Source organism: Mixta mediterraneensis (assembly GCF_014946725.1).
In the GTDB taxonomy this organism is placed as follows: domain Bacteria; phylum Pseudomonadota; class Gammaproteobacteria; order Enterobacterales; family Enterobacteriaceae; genus Pantoea; species Pantoea mediterraneensis.
The window spans coordinates 1-15126 of record NZ_JACFXY010000026.1; the positions used below are offsets into that span (position 1 = coordinate 1).

Below are 15126 nucleotides of genomic sequence, written 5' to 3' on the forward strand. Positions count from 1 at the left end.
TGTAAAACACTAATCTCCACTCTGGTCTCCAATGTCATCATTGGCAGTGCCTTAAAACTGCCATTTTTACCCTAGGTGGGTCAGATTTACATCGGCAGGTGGGCCAGTTTTACATCGGTAGCGACACCTTTCAAGGTCCAGTGTCAGATCAAGTCGCGACTAATACAAATAAATCGTCCTGTTTAGCGCTGGTTAGTTAACAGATGGACCATCACTTTCTGTGGACTGATATTGCTCATAAGCCTGATATTGCTGAGCCTGTGACTCTTCAATGTTTACCTCACGATCCAACGGTACGCCCTCCCACGCAACACGCTCACCGGTTCTCTGCTCGGTTTGGCCATTCGCAAGTTTTTGCTCCCACTCAACGGTTTCCTTACCCAGGTTCGTAAGGCTAACCCGCTCTCCGATCTCAAGACCTTCAACCGCTTTTTCCAGCGTCACGCCCCAAACCAGTTTTTCCCTTCCACGCGGTCCCTGCAGCTTGACGTAATAGCTATCGTCACGCTCATTTTCTGGCTTACTCATGTCAGGCTTAAAGTTATAAGGGGCGCTGCCGTGTTCAAGCAAAACACCTTCATGCGTAATTGGTCTACTGCTCTGTGTGTGTTGCTGTTGGGCTTTTTGTGACTGCTGAGAAGGCTTGTCCTGACCGGCGTTTTGCTGGCTGGCCATCTGTGAAATGGTTTTGGAAAGCTTATCCTCCATCCCTTCAAGCCGCGCTTTAAATTCAGGTGCATAGTAAGTTGAGGACAATTCGACCCGTTTCTCGCGCCCGCTGGCAGCGTAAGCACTCAGTTCATCCGGAGTGAGGTTTTTAGCGTTCTTATCCAGCATGTCATACAGCTTTTCAATTTCGGAAAATGCAGCCTCGAATTCCTGCGTTCTTGTGGGTGTATCCTTCTGAATGTTGCTCTGCCAGGTTGCATGAAACTCAGCAACTTCCTTACCTGCGCGTTCTGAATCGTACTTTTGACTTAGTGTTTCCCGAAGTGACTCTTCAAGCTCTATACTGCGGTTTTCAAGCCCAGCATCTGGCGTGAAATCATCCGAACTCATCCAGTAGTTGCGCAGTCCGGCGCTTTCCTTGCTGAGAGCACTCAGCTCTTTCTCCAGACTGGCTGCATCCAGCGTATCGGATTTATTAGCAAGCCCGTTGAAGTCCGCTACCAGTTCGTCAAATGCTTTTTTAAACTCTGCCGGTGATTCCGGTCGGGCTGATTCTGCAGATGAAATATTCTGCCCTTCGCGTTCAAGTGCTAACTCCTGCTTGCGCTCAGCAAGACGACGATTCATTTCTTTATCTGTGAAATGAATATCGAGCCCTTTTTGAGCCACAACTTCTATAGCTGTATTCTTGAATGATTCGGTCCCTTTAACCGTAAGCGTACTGCCGAATTTTTCTTTAGCCAGTTCTAGCGCGACTGCCACAGCGGAATCACTTAAACCATGTTTACTTACGGCGATAGTTTTACCCGTATCGATAAATAAGGTTTTATGTGAAGAGTTATCCAGATAATGAACATTATCGCTCAGCTTAGCTTTTCGCGTATAAAGGTCAGCAGCTGTAATAATACGGACCTTTTCGCGCAGGCTCCGTTCTCCTAAATCATTTTCTATCTGTTGGTTTAGCTTTCGGAAACGCTCTTTAGCATCCTGCGGTCCCTGCTCTGGTTCCTCTGCACCGCTTACTGTATTTCGGTATTTCGGTTCAGGTTTCATTTTACTCCTGATATTTTCACTGCTCATTGCATAGTCCTCTTGCTGGTTGTGTGGATACGGCTCTTTAATAAGCTGATGCGCTTTAAGTCGTTCAAACATGAGAACGGCTAAAAATTGGGTTTTATCTTTCGAACTGAGCCGCGTATCGCTGATGATTGTTCTGCGTGCCTGGAAATACTTCTGATCTGCCTGATACAGGGCTCTACGCTGCGGGCTTGAGAGCGTGTTTTGTTCCTGTCTGCGTTGCAGGCAGGCAGCAACATAAGAGGCATCTTTAGGGGCTTTAGGCATCAGGCGCCGTATAAGCCTGACCTGATTTTGTCCACGCGGACGTTCGCTAGCAGTGCCGCCAAATACCCTGTCGCTATTGCGCTCAATCGCCTTAATGTCAGCAACTCTTCTGGTATTGCGAGCGTAAACGGGAATCCCTAACTGTCGGTTTCCTGGTCCAGATCCTCCTCTGACGGTGAATGTGGAATCTGATCGGCCCAGTTCTGGAACACCGGTGTATCGGTATGCTTCGCGACTTCCGTTATCGTTGGGGTAGACACCGGCGGAGGAGTGGTCTTCTGCAGTTTCTTCTCTTCCCTGATCCGCGCTCGCTCGGCTTTGTCGGCTGCCTCCTGAGCTCGTTCCTCCTTGCGAGATTGCTCTTTCTCCTCCCGGTCCCGTTTGTTCTGAGCTTCCTTCTGCTCCCGTTCCTGCCTGCGTTTCTCTCTCTCGATAGCTCTCTGTTCTTTCTCGAGCCTCTCCCGCTCCTTCCGCCGCTCTCTCTCGTCCTTCTCGTCCTGTCTGATCTCTTTCTCGATTCGCTTCTGTTCTGCCTGTTCTTCGGACATATAGATCAGATCGCAGTCCAGAATCTCCTCCTGTTGCTGATTGCTCCACGTAAACACGTGCATTACCCGGCAGAAACACCGCGCCTGTGGTGACTCTGGTTTGCCGGTCAGCTGCCACATCGCTGCTGGACACACTTTGCATGCTATGGGTAACCCCGGCATGCCGTCCTCTTCCAGTTTCAGCAGAACTTCGCTGGTGACTGCCCGCCCGCTCGGAAGGGTGTAACTCATGTTGACCTCCAAATTTTTCATAAAAAGTAAACTGTTCTTCTGCGAGCTTATTCACCTTTTCACTAACACTCGAAAGACTGTAGTAATTGTCCCTGAATGATTTACTCGCTTTCGCAACGTATTTAATTTCCTTTGAGCGCATTGGCCATTCGTGAAGACGGTCAGCAATAATGTTTTTAGCCAATGGTGGTTTAGAAAGTTTTCTCTCCGCTATAAAGTTGTCATTGAAAATTATTTCTTTGAGATTGGTGAATTTTTCATCGCCCTCTAACTTAACAGCGATATATTCATTATCCTTTCCATGATTACGAATCTTGGTTTCACCATACCTAGCAACCGCGCTATAGAAATCATGACGAGTTCTAATATCTGAATCGATTACTTCCTTAACAAGGTTTTGTTTGAACTCTCTATTCTTCCCTCTGAAATCATCTCCTTTATACCGAGAAAGAACATCAGCGGAATTATAAGGATTGACACGAACATGTTCACGAGGTGACGCCAGATCGTACTTTTGATTTATGTACTCTTGAAAAGCCTCAAGATATTTTTCAGTACTATTTGGATCACCAATTACATCGTTCACTCTGCCCGACAAGAGATTAACTTTAGGAACCACAATATGAATATGTGGCTTGCGCTCAATTTTCTCGCCAGTTCTTTTGTCAAAGACTTCTTTAATCTTTGGTATATGGGCCTCAGCATAGAAGTTATATTCATCCTCTTCGTATGCATACATCATAAAATCTCGGAACTCTTTAGTAATTGACTGCAAGACGTGATTAGGAATTTCATCTTCACGAAAGGAAAGGGTAAAAGTGGTGTAACGGTTCTGCCCTCTGTCGGGTATGGATTTATAAATTCGGTCGGTAAGATTTAAATCCCCGTCTAAAATTACACGCTCGTCAAGTTCATCTCTTGAGTAATCCCGACCATTTTTAACCCCCTCTTCCAGATATTCTTTAACGCCAGCATTATAACCACTAACCCTTATCAGCATCTTCTACCCCTCTTAACAAAATGGTGCGGATATCAATAAGAGCATTGAGAATGCGTCCATAAAGGCTTTCAGAAATTCGATTTTCAAGATGAGCTGAATTTGCTTTATGCGCTAATTGATTTAAGTTATTGCTGGCTTTGTTGTAGTAAAATATCAAAGATTGCATATCTTTTACGACGACATTGATTTCAGCCTTTTGATTGATAACGACGTCGCGAAAATATTCAGACTTAGACATGCCAGCATCGGCGATCATCTGCTCCAGCTTTTCGAAATCTTCATGAGAAACGCGGCAGGTGAGCACCCTGTCTTTAGTTTTTTTTACCGACATAAATAAGCCCTGATGATCAACGAAGTTTCAGCCCGCGCAGCGGGGGTTTCAAAGGGGTACCCCCTTTGGCGCGTCGGTTGGATACGGGATGGCTTGCCATTCCGTATACAATCGGGAACGTGCCCTTGTTAAGTTAGGCAGCGGTTTCTTTCACACACAAATCACACACAATGCACATCACGCAAATCGAGCAATCATACAAATATCATCACTTTTCACACACATTTCATCACTACCGGTTGACAGTCACACATAAATCACCTACATTTCATACATCACCTAGCAAACGGGGGCATTGATGGATGATTCTATAAAGCAAAAGCTAAGCAGCCTGCTTGAGCTACTTAGGAATCCAGACATAAAGAGTAAGCAGGCAGCATTCAACGCATGCTATGACGATTTGACGCAGGTAAAGGAAATCGTCTCATGGGAAAAGATTGTTGAAATAATTAAGCAAGAAACTGGCGTTACCTTAGATGCTCGTACCGCATCAAATATGTACGGTAGAACGCGCCGGAAAAATGAACCATCTGCAAAAAAATCGGCAATAAAAGACAGCATTATCAGCACGAAAAAAATCCCGCTAGCCGATAATGAGAAAAAGCAAAATATTGCAGCGAAAAAGAAAGTCAGTAACCCAGGCGATCTAAAAAATTTGCGAAACCGCCACATTGATTTAGACGAACTTAAAAACGGAGATTAATATGATCGTAACTATTCTTAACTGGACTGGTACTGTTGGCAAAACCACACTGGCGGCACATTTACTTGCCCCGCGCATGGACAACGCACCAATCTTTGCAATCGAATCTATTAACGAAACTGCTGCATCATTGGGCATCGATGTTGAAAAGATGAAGGGAAATAAATTCCGCGAACTTTTCAAAAAGATTATGCTTGAAGATAATGCAATTATTGATGTTGGCGCATCGAACATTGAAGAGTTCATGAGTAATATGGTTAAGTTCGATGACTCTCATGAAGAAATTGATTATTTTATCGTACCCGTAACAAGTGGCACTAAAGAGCAGAAAGAAACAATTTCAATGGTTGATGCACTTTCTTCAATTGGTGTTCCACCTGAAAAAATACGTGTTGTATTTAACCGTGTATCAGCTGATGTAGTAGATGAATTCCCGTATGTTGTCGGATTCTGTAAAAAAGAAAAAAGTTTTATCGCGAACCAAAAGTGTGCTATTTGGGAAACAGAATTGTTTGATGCACTATCTGTAAAAGGTTTGACTATTGATACAATTCTTAATGACCCAAATGATTACAAAGCTATGCTTCGTACTAACCGTGAAGCATCAGAGAAAGAACGCAATCAATGGGCAGATATGCACGGTTTGAAAGCATTATCAAAAAGTGTAAAACGTAACCTTGATGAAGTGTACGGTTCTCTTTTCGCATAAGAGGTTAAACTATGGTCACTGAAAACCCTAGAACAGCCCGTGATGCACTAATCATCGAATTATTAGGTGACTTAGGCGCTGTACATGATGAAATAAAGCGGCTTCCAGTAAATCTAAAAGGCTCCCTTCGGGAGTCTTTAGATCACATTGCTAATTCCGTTGAAGAAGCGGAAAAAACAGCTCAAGCGCTGCGACGTGATACAGAGAATGCGTTGAAAGCCGTCTCGGAACTACAGGTTGAAAAACTTGATAAAGAAACACGAACAGTAATTGAAGAATGTTTTTCACGTGCTGTTGGTAATGAGATACAAAAGACAGAAAAAATCGCCACTAACCTGCAAGATACTTTGCAAAAATTTCCATCTTATTTCGGCAATCAGTATAAAAAATTATGCTATCTATTTGCTGCAATAACGGTTCTGGTGATTCTGTTATCCGGCTGGGGTATGACCACTCTTTATCTCCAATCTAAAAACTGGGAACAAAGGAGCGTTGGAATCTTTGAAGCCTATCAAGAACAGCAGAAAATAATAATGTCTTTACCAGACGATGTACGTAATAAATTCAGAAAATGATTATAATGTGTATTAGTCGCGACTTGATCTGACACTGGACCTTGAAAGGTTGAGAGTTACCGGTTTTGATATGGGTGTCTAATCCTTATACAAAACACGAGGTAACTCTCATGCTTCATACTAACAATCCCATCATCAAACACAAAGCCGGCCTGCTCAATCTGGCCGAAGAACTCGGTAACGTATCAAAAGCCTGTAAAATCATGGGGGTGTCACGCGACACATTCTACCGCTACCAGGAGCTAGCTGAAGAAGGCGGCATTGACGCGCTGGTTAATCAAAACCGTCGGGTACCCAACCTGAAGAATCGGGCCGATGAAGCCACTGAACGGGCGGTTGTTGAGTACGCCGTTGAGTTCCCGGCCCACGGTCAGCACCGGACCAGTAATGAGCTGCGTAAAAAAGGCGTGTTTATCTCCGGCAGCGGCGTGCGCTCCATCTGGCAACGACATGACCTGGAGAACTTCCGTAAGCGGCTGAAGGCGCTTACGGAAAAGGTCGCCAGAGAAGGCATTGTGCTTACCGATGCTCAAATCGCCGCACTGGAGAAGAAGGTGCACGATGACGAAGCCTGCGGTGAAATCGAAACGGCTCACCCGGGTTATCTGGGGTCGCAGGCCTCCTTCTACGTTGGGAATCTGAACGGCGTTGGCCGCATCTACCAGCAGACGTTCGTGGATACGTACTCGAAAATGGCTCACTGCAAGCTGTATACGAGTAAAACGCCGATCACTGCAGCCGACCTGCTTAATGATCGGGTACTGCCGTTCTATGAGGCTCAGGGGCTGCCGATGCTGAGAATACTGACCGACAGGGGCACAGAGTACTGCGGTAAAGTAGAGCAACATGATTATCAGCTGTATCTGGCCATCAACGATATCGACCATACGAAAACGAAAGCGATGTCCCCGCAGACGAACGGTATCTGCGAGCGCTTCCATAAAACCATTTTGCAGGAGTTTTATCAGGTTACGTTCCGCAAGAAGCTATATGCAGACCTGGAGAGCCTGCAAATGGATCTGGACAACTGGTTGTGGCATTACAATAATGAGCGAACTCATCAGGGGAAAATGTGCTGCGGGCGTACGCCAATGGCCACGTTACTTGATGGAAAACGGGTCTGGGCAGAAAAGAATCTGAACCAGATTTAATCTGACAGACACCTGTATAAATAACCGGTAACTGTCAGATCAGGTCTGAGCTAGTACATATAATGGGAACTGTGAATTCTGCAGTTCCCATGAAATCGCTTCCAGTTTCTTCAGTCTCCGACCGTTCACCTTCTTCTTTGCTGATTATGCAGAGGCTTCGCAAAGCGGCTTGTCAGGGGGCGCGTGCGCTCTCCCGTGCGTTATACAAGCCCTTTTATAGGGGTTTCGGCGCGATTTTACTCCCTATGTATATTTAACCATTTCTCGCGCCTTATATGCCCTTCGGGCATTCTAAATTGCATTACCTACCCGCTGTATTTCTAATATCCTAGCCAGCGTAATACCTCTTGAGCGCGATATATATCTCGCTCTGAAAGTTCCCCGTAGAACTCGGCAATATCTTCCTCTGTGCAGCAATTATGCCTTTTGAGTTCTAACAGGGCTCTTTTTTTTGATATTGTGCAACTTTCAGCGGATTCAAAGTAATCTCTGCATATCCCGTCGCTCATGTATATTCGATCTCTAGAAAGGTATATCGTCGTCAAAATCCATGGGCGGTTCATTACTTGCCGGTGCATTTTGTGGCTGACCGTTCCCGCTGAATTGGTTGCCAGCGCTCTGAGGCTGCTGAGGTTGGCCCCAGCCATTGTTATTACCCCCATTTTGACCGTTGCCTGTGGTGCCACCGGCGTTCGCCCCCTGCTGACGTCCTCCCAGCATTTGCATAGTACCGCCAACGTTTACTACAACTTCGGTAGTGTATTTATCCTGTCCACTTTGATCCGTCCATTTACGGGTACGCAGCTGGCCTTCGATGTAAACCTGAGAACCTTTACGCAGATATTCACCAGCCACCTCTGCTAATTTTCCAAACAGTACAACACGGTGCCATTCCGTATTTTCTTTGTTTTCGCCGGTTGTTTTATCACGCCAGCTCTCTGACGTGGCCAGCGTGAGATTAGCCACTGCTCCACCGTTTGGCATATAACGAACTTCGGGATCTTGTCCAAGATTGCCGACAAGGATAACTTTGTTAACACCTCTTGATGCCATGTTAATTCTCCTTATGGCCACATCGTCAGATGCGCCAGATTTATTGATTCGCCGCTTTATTGCGACGTGAGGAATCAGGCGCTGCCTGTTAAAGAAGCGCCTGTAGAGTGATTTCGGAAAAATAAATGAGGATAGTGAATATGCTGAGTGTCAAACATACTCTTGATAATAATGTGCTCCTAAATTAAAGAAGCACAGTTATGTTTAATTTGCAGCGTACTTTCATAATTTGGCCACTGGTAGATCCTTCCACCGTGTCGTATATGCTGGTGATAGCATTTCACGCTTCATCTGCCACTTAGGGGCTATTCCACGACCTGCAAACCAAACATTTCCGAGTCCGGACTGATTGATATCATCTATGACTTTCATCAGCTGCTCGCTATTCGGCTTGGGTCGCATTTCATCAAATAGATTCAGCTGAGATACTCCAGATGGTGTGAAATGGTTAAGCATGACGCCTGCTTTTGCGAATCGGTGCCCGTCACGCCAAATCGTATCCAGAGCCCTCATTGCGGCTTCGATAATTTCGCGCGTGTCGCGAGTAGGTGTTGAGAGCGTTTCAGCTGCCATATTTCCGTAGTATGTCTCACCCGGAGTAAATGGCGAGGTTTTGATAAATGCGCAAACCTGAGTGCAATGCTGGCGTTCTCCGCGCAACTTAACTGCTGCTCGTTCGGCATGCTGACATATCGCTTGCCGCATCTGTTCATAGTCCATTATTCGCTCTCCGAACGAACGAGAGCACACGATCTGCTGTTTAGCCGGTGGTACTTCTTCCAGACCAATGCAGCTTTCTCCATTTAATTCCCGAACGGTGCGCTCCAAAACTACTGAAAAATGACGCCGAATCATTGCCAGGTTAGCACGAGAGAGATCCAGCGCGGTTTGAATGCCCATAGCGTTAAGTTTTTTGGCAATCCTGCTACCAACACCCCATATTTCACCTACCGGCTGCCGTGCAAGCATCTTCTCGGCACGGGTGCTTGAGGTTATGGCCAGAACCCCGCCAAATTGTGGCCACTCTTTGCTGCTCCACTGAGCACTTTTTGCAAGCGTTTTGGTTAGGCCCATACCGATACCGACTGTAAGTCCCGTCGCCGCTTTAACGTCGGCCCGGACTCTCCGGCCAAACGTCTCATAGTCAGTACAGAAATCGATGCCCCGGACGTCTAAAAAGGCTTCATCGATGCTGTAAACCTCCATGCGCGGTGCAATTGCCCGTAATAGAGTCATCACCCTATTGGACATATCCGCATACAGGGCATAATTAGAGCTAAATGCGTGAACTTTTCTTGGAAAATCCTGTTTCCTCACTTTGAACCACGGATCTCCCATTCGAATGCCCAGATCACTAGCTTCTCTGCTTCGAGCAATAACACAGCCATCGTTATTCGAAAGAACAATCACTGGCTCATCGCGTAGATCGGGCCGGAACGCCTTTTCACAGCTGGCGTAAAACCTGTTCACATCGACAAGCGCAAACATTATTCGCCCCGTGTTTTGTGCAGGAAAAACATCACCACGCCAAATATCTCAAGCGTGTCTGGATCAGGATAAATTGGGCAAAAATCAGGGTTCATAGGCTGCAGCGTTACACGTGGTTCCCTGGGGGATAGCAGCAGCTTCTTAACAGTAAAGTCACCTTCGATTGCCGCGATCACAATATCGCCGTGACAAGGTGTTTCAGACCTGTCTACAACCATTAGATCGCCATCTTTTAACCCTATATCCGACATCGACTTTCCTGATGCCCGTACAAAGAACGTTGCGGCGGGGTGGCGGATACAGTAATCGTTCAAATCCAGCTGTTGTTCTACGTAGTCAGCCGCAGGCGATGGAAATCCAGCCTGGCACGACTCCAGATAGAGTGGGGCGGTGATTGCCACCGGCGATGAAGAAAGTGGATAAAATTGCAACATGATGACTCTCAATAATGCTGTATGTATAAACAGTATTATTGAGAGTTTTCAGGACTCGTCAATATGATTAAGAGGTTCACAACGTAAGTCAGTGTTAAGACAACAAAGAAAAGGCGCTGGCGCAGCGTTACAGTTTATTTAACCCCTGCCCTGGTCGGTTGAGGTGTCCGCGCCAGCTGGCAAAGAGTAGCACGCGGCATACAGTAAACACACGGTGTGCTAGACAGCGATTATTCAAGGAGAGCAAGATTTGTGTCCATGCTTCCGCAGGTCGAAGCTGAGCAGCTCCAACGTAGAAATGATGATTAGATATTTTCCGAGATCATAGCATTAAGACAATTTGAATTGAAGTATACAATCGGGATGTAACGAAAGCTGCGATGACGAATAATTTTTTTGCTACGTGACTTAGATAACCCCGCGCGATGGCGGGGCAGGGCAGCAACTACCTCATGAGCTGCCGCGTGTTTTTCATAATCAATTTCGCCTGTCCTGTCCGGTCCGTGCGCGTTCCTGTAACGTTTGGTTGATTGTGATCACGGCCCGATTGCCATTCCATATGTAGGGCACGAATGTTTCGTTCGACTTGTTGAAACGAAACCTAACTTGGATGCTGTAGGTTTTTGTCAGCCATGCAATAAAACCAGGAAAATATTGTGCATCAGCAATATCCTGCCATAGTGTGCCGGTAGTGCCTTTGGTCCAGGGGAATATGCCCTTGAACAAATACACTCCATCACCGTTGATGATTAAGCGCAGAGTTCGGAGATAGTATATTTTCAAAGCAAAGCTGATTAGAGCTACCAGTACCACGCAGGCAGGAGCAATAACAAATAACGGACTAGCAAGCTGTGACTGCATCGCAGTTGAGCCATAATCCCTTGCTAAAATTACACCGGCGCATAAAGACGAAACGACTGCTAGTAAGATCACTGGTTTTATATAGCCAAGCCAAGAAATCCGGTATGTCAGGGCGCTATCATTAGTATAATGATTATCTTCCATTTATAACCTCTATCATAAATCTTTATCGAGTTTACAGGTTCCGCCGTACCGCGTTTTTTCATACCAGAAAAGAAGAGTGTAGATAAAAATAGAACCGGAGCCAGCTGTTAAGAACGGCATAAGAAACGTACCCAACATATCTGTCCAGAATAAACCCACAGGTTTATAGCTATTTACCATCAGTCCAAATAGCAAAAAAAATATAAATGCGCTGTTCGCAACAATTTTAATATTCATTAAATTACAACCCCCAATCTTTCCCATTTTTAAACGTTTAGAATTCGGAATCTTCAATTATCACCAACGTTGGTATAATTTCCTGATTAACACGCCCGGTCATGATAAGAAATCTCCGCCATACTCCGTAGGGCACCGGACGTTCGCCCAGCCTAAAGGCTCGCATCCGGCGATCTCCGTTACCGTTACCTCCTTTTAGCCCAAGCAGCTGCCCAAGCTTCAAATCAGATGAATATTCAGAAAAGGTACTTTTGAAGTGCTCAAACCAGGCATTAACAACTTCGTGCGCTGGGGCTTCCCATCCTTCTGATTCGGGTAGCAGATGTTTAGTGCTGTAAGCGCGATAGTTGAATTGTTCAGGTCCGGGCATGCGTGGTGCATCTAGTCCTTTTTCCAAGTCCATACATGCCTTACGGACGTTCTCACGGCGCACAAATTCTTTTTGTGATCCCATGTCGGGTAACTCTATTTCCACGATTAACCTCCAAATTCGTTAAAGGGCGGGGTTTCCCCCGCCTTTATTAACGTTGTTTCAGCGCGATATTTCCAACGTCTGAAACCCTGATATTGACCAGGCTCAGTGTTCCTGTGGCCAGTGGCTCCCACACTCTTGAAGTGTGAAGATGCTGCATGCAGTAGTAGAGATAGTCAGGTAACAGAAGATCTGTTCTTTCAACCTTCACTCCGATGTGTTCAGGGTTAAATTCCCGAACAGGCTGGCCACAAGTTTTTAAAGAGCCCCGGCGAACTAGCCAAAAATCTGCCTCAGGAAAGTTCGTCCGGATGGTCGCTAAATCAGAGAGTTTCATTCGTATCCTTATCGGCGGCTTAGCCTTCTCGGAACGAGTGACTTTCTGTTGCCACCGTGAGAATCATTATAGGATCTTTGATCCTATTTATCAATAAATATAGGCGCAAAGATCCTATTTTTTATTCGGCAACGCTCGCCGCAAATTCTGGCTGAGGCGTACCGCAGCGCAGCGAGGAACGAACAGCCGGAATGAGGAAGCGTAAAGTCTCGGTATCGGCTGAGAACTTCTAACACTCATGATCTGCATAGAGATACGGAAGATTGTTGAAAACGGGCATTTCACCCTGAATTTGGCACCAAACTGTGAACGTGATTTTTGATAACAATTTAGCAACAATTTTTAAGCTGGATTTGGCTCATGATAATTACTACTTTTGAGGCTTACGAGTCGGAATGGTTGCGAGTAGGGAAACCGAGGATCGCAATAGAGCTATTATGTTAAATAGCGACGTTTCCGCTAAAATTTACCCCTCGCCGGTCATCTCAATAAATCGATCATACACTTTTCGTGCATAGCGCATCCTGAACGGCTCATTGGCGTTCTTAAACCCGGCATTGTATGCGCCTACCGACGTCCAGTTAACACCATTTTGTGCAATGTTCTTAGCCAGTATCCACGCTCCAACATGAATGTTCTGGCATGGATTACTTAGCAGCATCTCGCGCGTGATGCCCATTGATTTAAGAGTTGGTAGCCAAGATGAATTGATTTGCATCATTCCTATATCCTCACTTAACACTCGGCCATTTTTCTTGTTCAGCCCAATAGCTCCCGGATTCATGCTGCTCTCTACTTCTGCAATTGCCCACAACAACCGCCAGTTGATACTGAATTTTATTCCTGCCTCACGGAAGCACTGGGCAATATCTGGCGGCACACTGGCGGCTCGCGCTGTGCCGGTAGTTATCGCGAGCATCAAACATACAATCATTACGCGCCACATATCGATACCACCACGAACACCGGAAAGAGCACTGTGATAAATGGCACCTCACGCACGTAGCGGCAGGCAATGAATGTCAGCATTAAGCTAATGGCCATACATACACCGGCCCATTCAGGCGCTAACCACAATCCTACAGCGGGTAGTATGTATAAGTCGCCAGAGGCAAAGGTGGTTGGTTGCGAACGTTGCCAGGTGAAGAGGTTGAGAGCAATAGCTGGCAAGATCATAACAGCTGCACCTGCGAGCACTCTTAATGAGTTAGGTCCGCCAGGCAACAGCGCCACAAGTGACACCCATGAAAGGATGAAGATCAATATATCCGGAACCCACTGCGTCACATAGTCAATATAGGCCGCACTTCCCAGCATCAATATAAAGAGCGTTAGCATCGGATTGTGAGTCATCATCCACACCGGTATCACGCCGCTGCATAGAATTAACACCGCCATAAATGGGCGTATACGGACACGTTCAGGCTCTGCAGTTGTATCCGCACTGGACTCAGCAGCAGCTAGTTTTGCGCTCGCGTACAGCACCGGCAGATTAAACGCTAGCATTACGGAAAATATCAGTACACCTAAGATGATCAGCATTGTTTTACCTCACATAAACTACGTATCCAGCAGGAATGAAGTTAGGACGGGTAAGCCGTCCAGATGGCGTGTTAATGCCAGCAGCATCAGATATACCGAAGTGCGAACTGTTTTCTGTTTCATGTAGCAGCTGCGTGTACAGCCCCGGTGAGGCTGGGGCAAAGGCATAACCTGCACCGTTGCTAATGCGGAGCTGAATAGTGCTGCTTTTTGGAAGCCACCCCGGAAGCATTACCCTATCGATGGCATCCCCATCAGCAGGCGTGCCCGATGCATATAAATCGTTAAACGCAGAAACGTAATTCAGGAACTGTCCCGCCAGCTGCTCCTTTTTCACATTGTCGAAGTGCTCCTGTCGCGTGCTGCTTACACAGGACAACAATATGCTGACCGCCGCGATCAACGCGGCAGCAAAGAATAGAGAAGATTTCATTTTTAATCACCTGGACAGATAGGGTAGGTTTGATGTGTAGAAACCACCTGCATTACTGCAGGTGGTTTGCTATTTATTGACTGATATTATTAATAAGAAGGGATGGCCAACTTTATTAACTTATTCAGGCCATTTCATTCTTAACAGAAACATTCATCTTTTTACCGGTTCGAATAAATGGACGCTCTATATATCTCCACGAAAGCCAGGCAAGAATAATCGAAATGAAAACTGACACAGCAAATCTTGTATAGCCGTCCTCAATCCCGACACTTTCAAATCTTTTCCCTATGCCGGTATTCATAAGTGTATGAATGAGATACAGCGAAAAAGATATATTACCTAGACCTATCAAAAATGATGGCACAAACTTGCCAATTACACTTTCTGATAAGACAACACATAGAAGGATAATTCCATACACCCATCCAGAACTAAGCAACCCATGACCTGCATACATCCCGTGACTAAACAGGTAGCCAGCAGCAATCAGCGCGACTACAGCAGCACACGCCATTAACTGGGGAGGTAGCCATCTGAGATATGGGAGTGTCGCCCCGATTGCAGCACCTAAAAGGAATAGCCAAATCATCGGATTTGTTACCAGCCCAAGTATTGCCAGCTTTGCCGGATAACCTGAAGGTTCTAAGCTTACACCGCCCCATATAAAAGCAGGGAGCAGAATTAGCGTGATAGAGAATATCAAAAACCCACACAGTAGCCTTCGAGTAAATAGCTGTCGCTACCGATGTAAAACTGGCCCACCTGCCGATGTAAATCTGACCCACCTAGGGTAAAAATGGCAGTTTTAAGGCACTGCCAATGATGACATTGGAGACCAGAGTGGAGATTAGTGTTTTACAC

General features: G+C 46.0%; 16 protein-coding genes. 4 read left to right on the plus strand and 12 right to left on the minus strand.

The genetic code is table 11. The annotated features are described in order from the left end of the window. Positions 1 to 192 precede the first annotated feature (192 nt). Together H2P46_RS22465 and H2P46_RS22470 are read right to left on the minus strand one after the other, a co-directional pair. The gene (locus H2P46_RS22465; protein ID WP_193406968.1) at positions 193 to 3792 is read right to left on the minus strand and encodes an LPD7 domain-containing protein; all 3600 of its coding nucleotides are present in this window, start codon (positions 3790 to 3792) and stop codon (positions 193 to 195) included. Next, positions 3776 to 4123 (minus strand): plasmid mobilization protein, encoded by a 348-nt coding sequence (locus H2P46_RS22470; RefSeq protein ID WP_193406969.1) that lies wholly within the window; start codon positions 4121 to 4123, stop codon positions 3776 to 3778. Before H2P46_RS22470 ends, H2P46_RS22465 begins: the two co-directional genes overlap by 17 nt. A 298-nt stretch (positions 4124 to 4421) precedes the next feature. On the opposite strand from H2P46_RS22470, the gene H2P46_RS22475 reads away from it, so the two are divergent. The 4 genes from H2P46_RS22475 to H2P46_RS22490 all read left to right on the plus strand — a co-directional run bounded on the left by H2P46_RS22475 (position 4422) and on the right by H2P46_RS22490 (position 7261). Then, positions 4422 to 4826, plus strand: a complete 405-nt coding sequence (locus tag H2P46_RS22475) for a hypothetical protein (protein ID WP_193406970.1) — start codon at positions 4422 to 4424, stop codon at positions 4824 to 4826. 1 nt (position 4827) lies between these two features. After that, positions 4828 to 5535: a StbB family protein gene (gene stbB, locus H2P46_RS22480; protein ID WP_193406971.1), complete on the plus strand. Its 708-nt coding sequence runs from the start codon at positions 4828 to 4830 to the stop codon at positions 5533 to 5535. An 11-nt stretch (positions 5536 to 5546) separates the two neighbouring features. Further along, on the plus strand, positions 5547 to 6110 hold the full coding sequence (locus tag H2P46_RS22485) for a hypothetical protein (RefSeq protein ID WP_193406972.1): 564 nt from the start codon (positions 5547 to 5549) through the stop codon (positions 6108 to 6110). Between the two features lie 110 nt (positions 6111 to 6220). Then, positions 6221 to 7261: an IS481 family transposase gene (locus H2P46_RS22490; RefSeq protein WP_193406973.1), complete on the plus strand. Its 1041-nt coding sequence runs from the start codon at positions 6221 to 6223 to the stop codon at positions 7259 to 7261. Positions 7262 to 7783: 522 nt separating this feature from the next. Here H2P46_RS22490 and H2P46_RS22495 read toward each other — a convergent pair. From H2P46_RS22495 to H2P46_RS22540, 10 genes are all read right to left on the minus strand, one after another. Beyond that, positions 7784 to 8314: a single-stranded DNA-binding protein gene (locus H2P46_RS22495; RefSeq protein WP_193406974.1), complete on the minus strand. Its 531-nt coding sequence runs from the start codon at positions 8312 to 8314 to the stop codon at positions 7784 to 7786. 222 nt (positions 8315 to 8536) lie between these two features. Next, a complete protein-coding gene (umuC, locus tag H2P46_RS22500) occupies positions 8537 to 9802 on the minus strand; it encodes a translesion error-prone DNA polymerase V subunit UmuC (RefSeq protein WP_193406975.1) in 1266 nt (421 codons plus the stop codon). Next, entirely contained in the window at positions 9802 to 10236 is a 435-nt protein-coding gene (gene umuD / locus H2P46_RS22505; protein WP_193406976.1) for a translesion error-prone DNA polymerase V autoproteolytic subunit, read from the minus strand. Before umuD ends, umuC begins: the two co-directional genes overlap by 1 nt. A 477-nt stretch (positions 10237 to 10713) precedes the next feature. Beyond that, positions 10714 to 11241 carry a hypothetical protein gene (locus H2P46_RS22510; protein ID WP_193406977.1) on the minus strand — a complete coding sequence of 176 codons (528 nt, stop codon included), beginning with the start codon at positions 11239 to 11241 and terminating at the stop codon, positions 10714 to 10716. 274 nt (positions 11242 to 11515) lie between these two features. Beyond that, positions 11516 to 11953 carry a hypothetical protein gene (locus H2P46_RS22515; protein ID WP_338103684.1) on the minus strand — a complete coding sequence of 146 codons (438 nt, stop codon included), beginning with the start codon at positions 11951 to 11953 and terminating at the stop codon, positions 11516 to 11518. Between the two features lie 46 nt (positions 11954 to 11999). After that, positions 12000 to 12287 (minus strand): hypothetical protein, encoded by a 288-nt coding sequence (locus H2P46_RS22520; protein ID WP_193406978.1) that lies wholly within the window; start codon positions 12285 to 12287, stop codon positions 12000 to 12002. A gap of 466 nt (positions 12288 to 12753) precedes the next feature. Continuing rightward, entirely contained in the window at positions 12754 to 13233 is a 480-nt protein-coding gene (locus tag H2P46_RS22525) for a lytic transglycosylase domain-containing protein (RefSeq protein WP_193406979.1), read from the minus strand. Next, on the minus strand, positions 13221 to 13829 hold the full coding sequence (locus H2P46_RS22530) for a prepilin peptidase (RefSeq protein WP_193406980.1): 609 nt from the start codon (positions 13827 to 13829) through the stop codon (positions 13221 to 13223). The genes H2P46_RS22525 and H2P46_RS22530 overlap by 13 nt, the downstream gene beginning before the upstream one ends. A gap of 4 nt (positions 13830 to 13833) precedes the next feature. Further along, positions 13834 to 14262, minus strand: a complete 429-nt coding sequence (gene pilM, locus H2P46_RS22535; RefSeq protein ID WP_193406981.1) for a type IV pilus biogenesis protein PilM — start codon at positions 14260 to 14262, stop codon at positions 13834 to 13836. A 124-nt stretch (positions 14263 to 14386) separates the two neighbouring features. After that, positions 14387 to 14968: an acyltransferase family protein gene (locus tag H2P46_RS22540; RefSeq protein ID WP_193406982.1), complete on the minus strand. Its 582-nt coding sequence runs from the start codon at positions 14966 to 14968 to the stop codon at positions 14387 to 14389. Between the last annotated feature and the right edge of the window lie 158 nt (positions 14969 to 15126).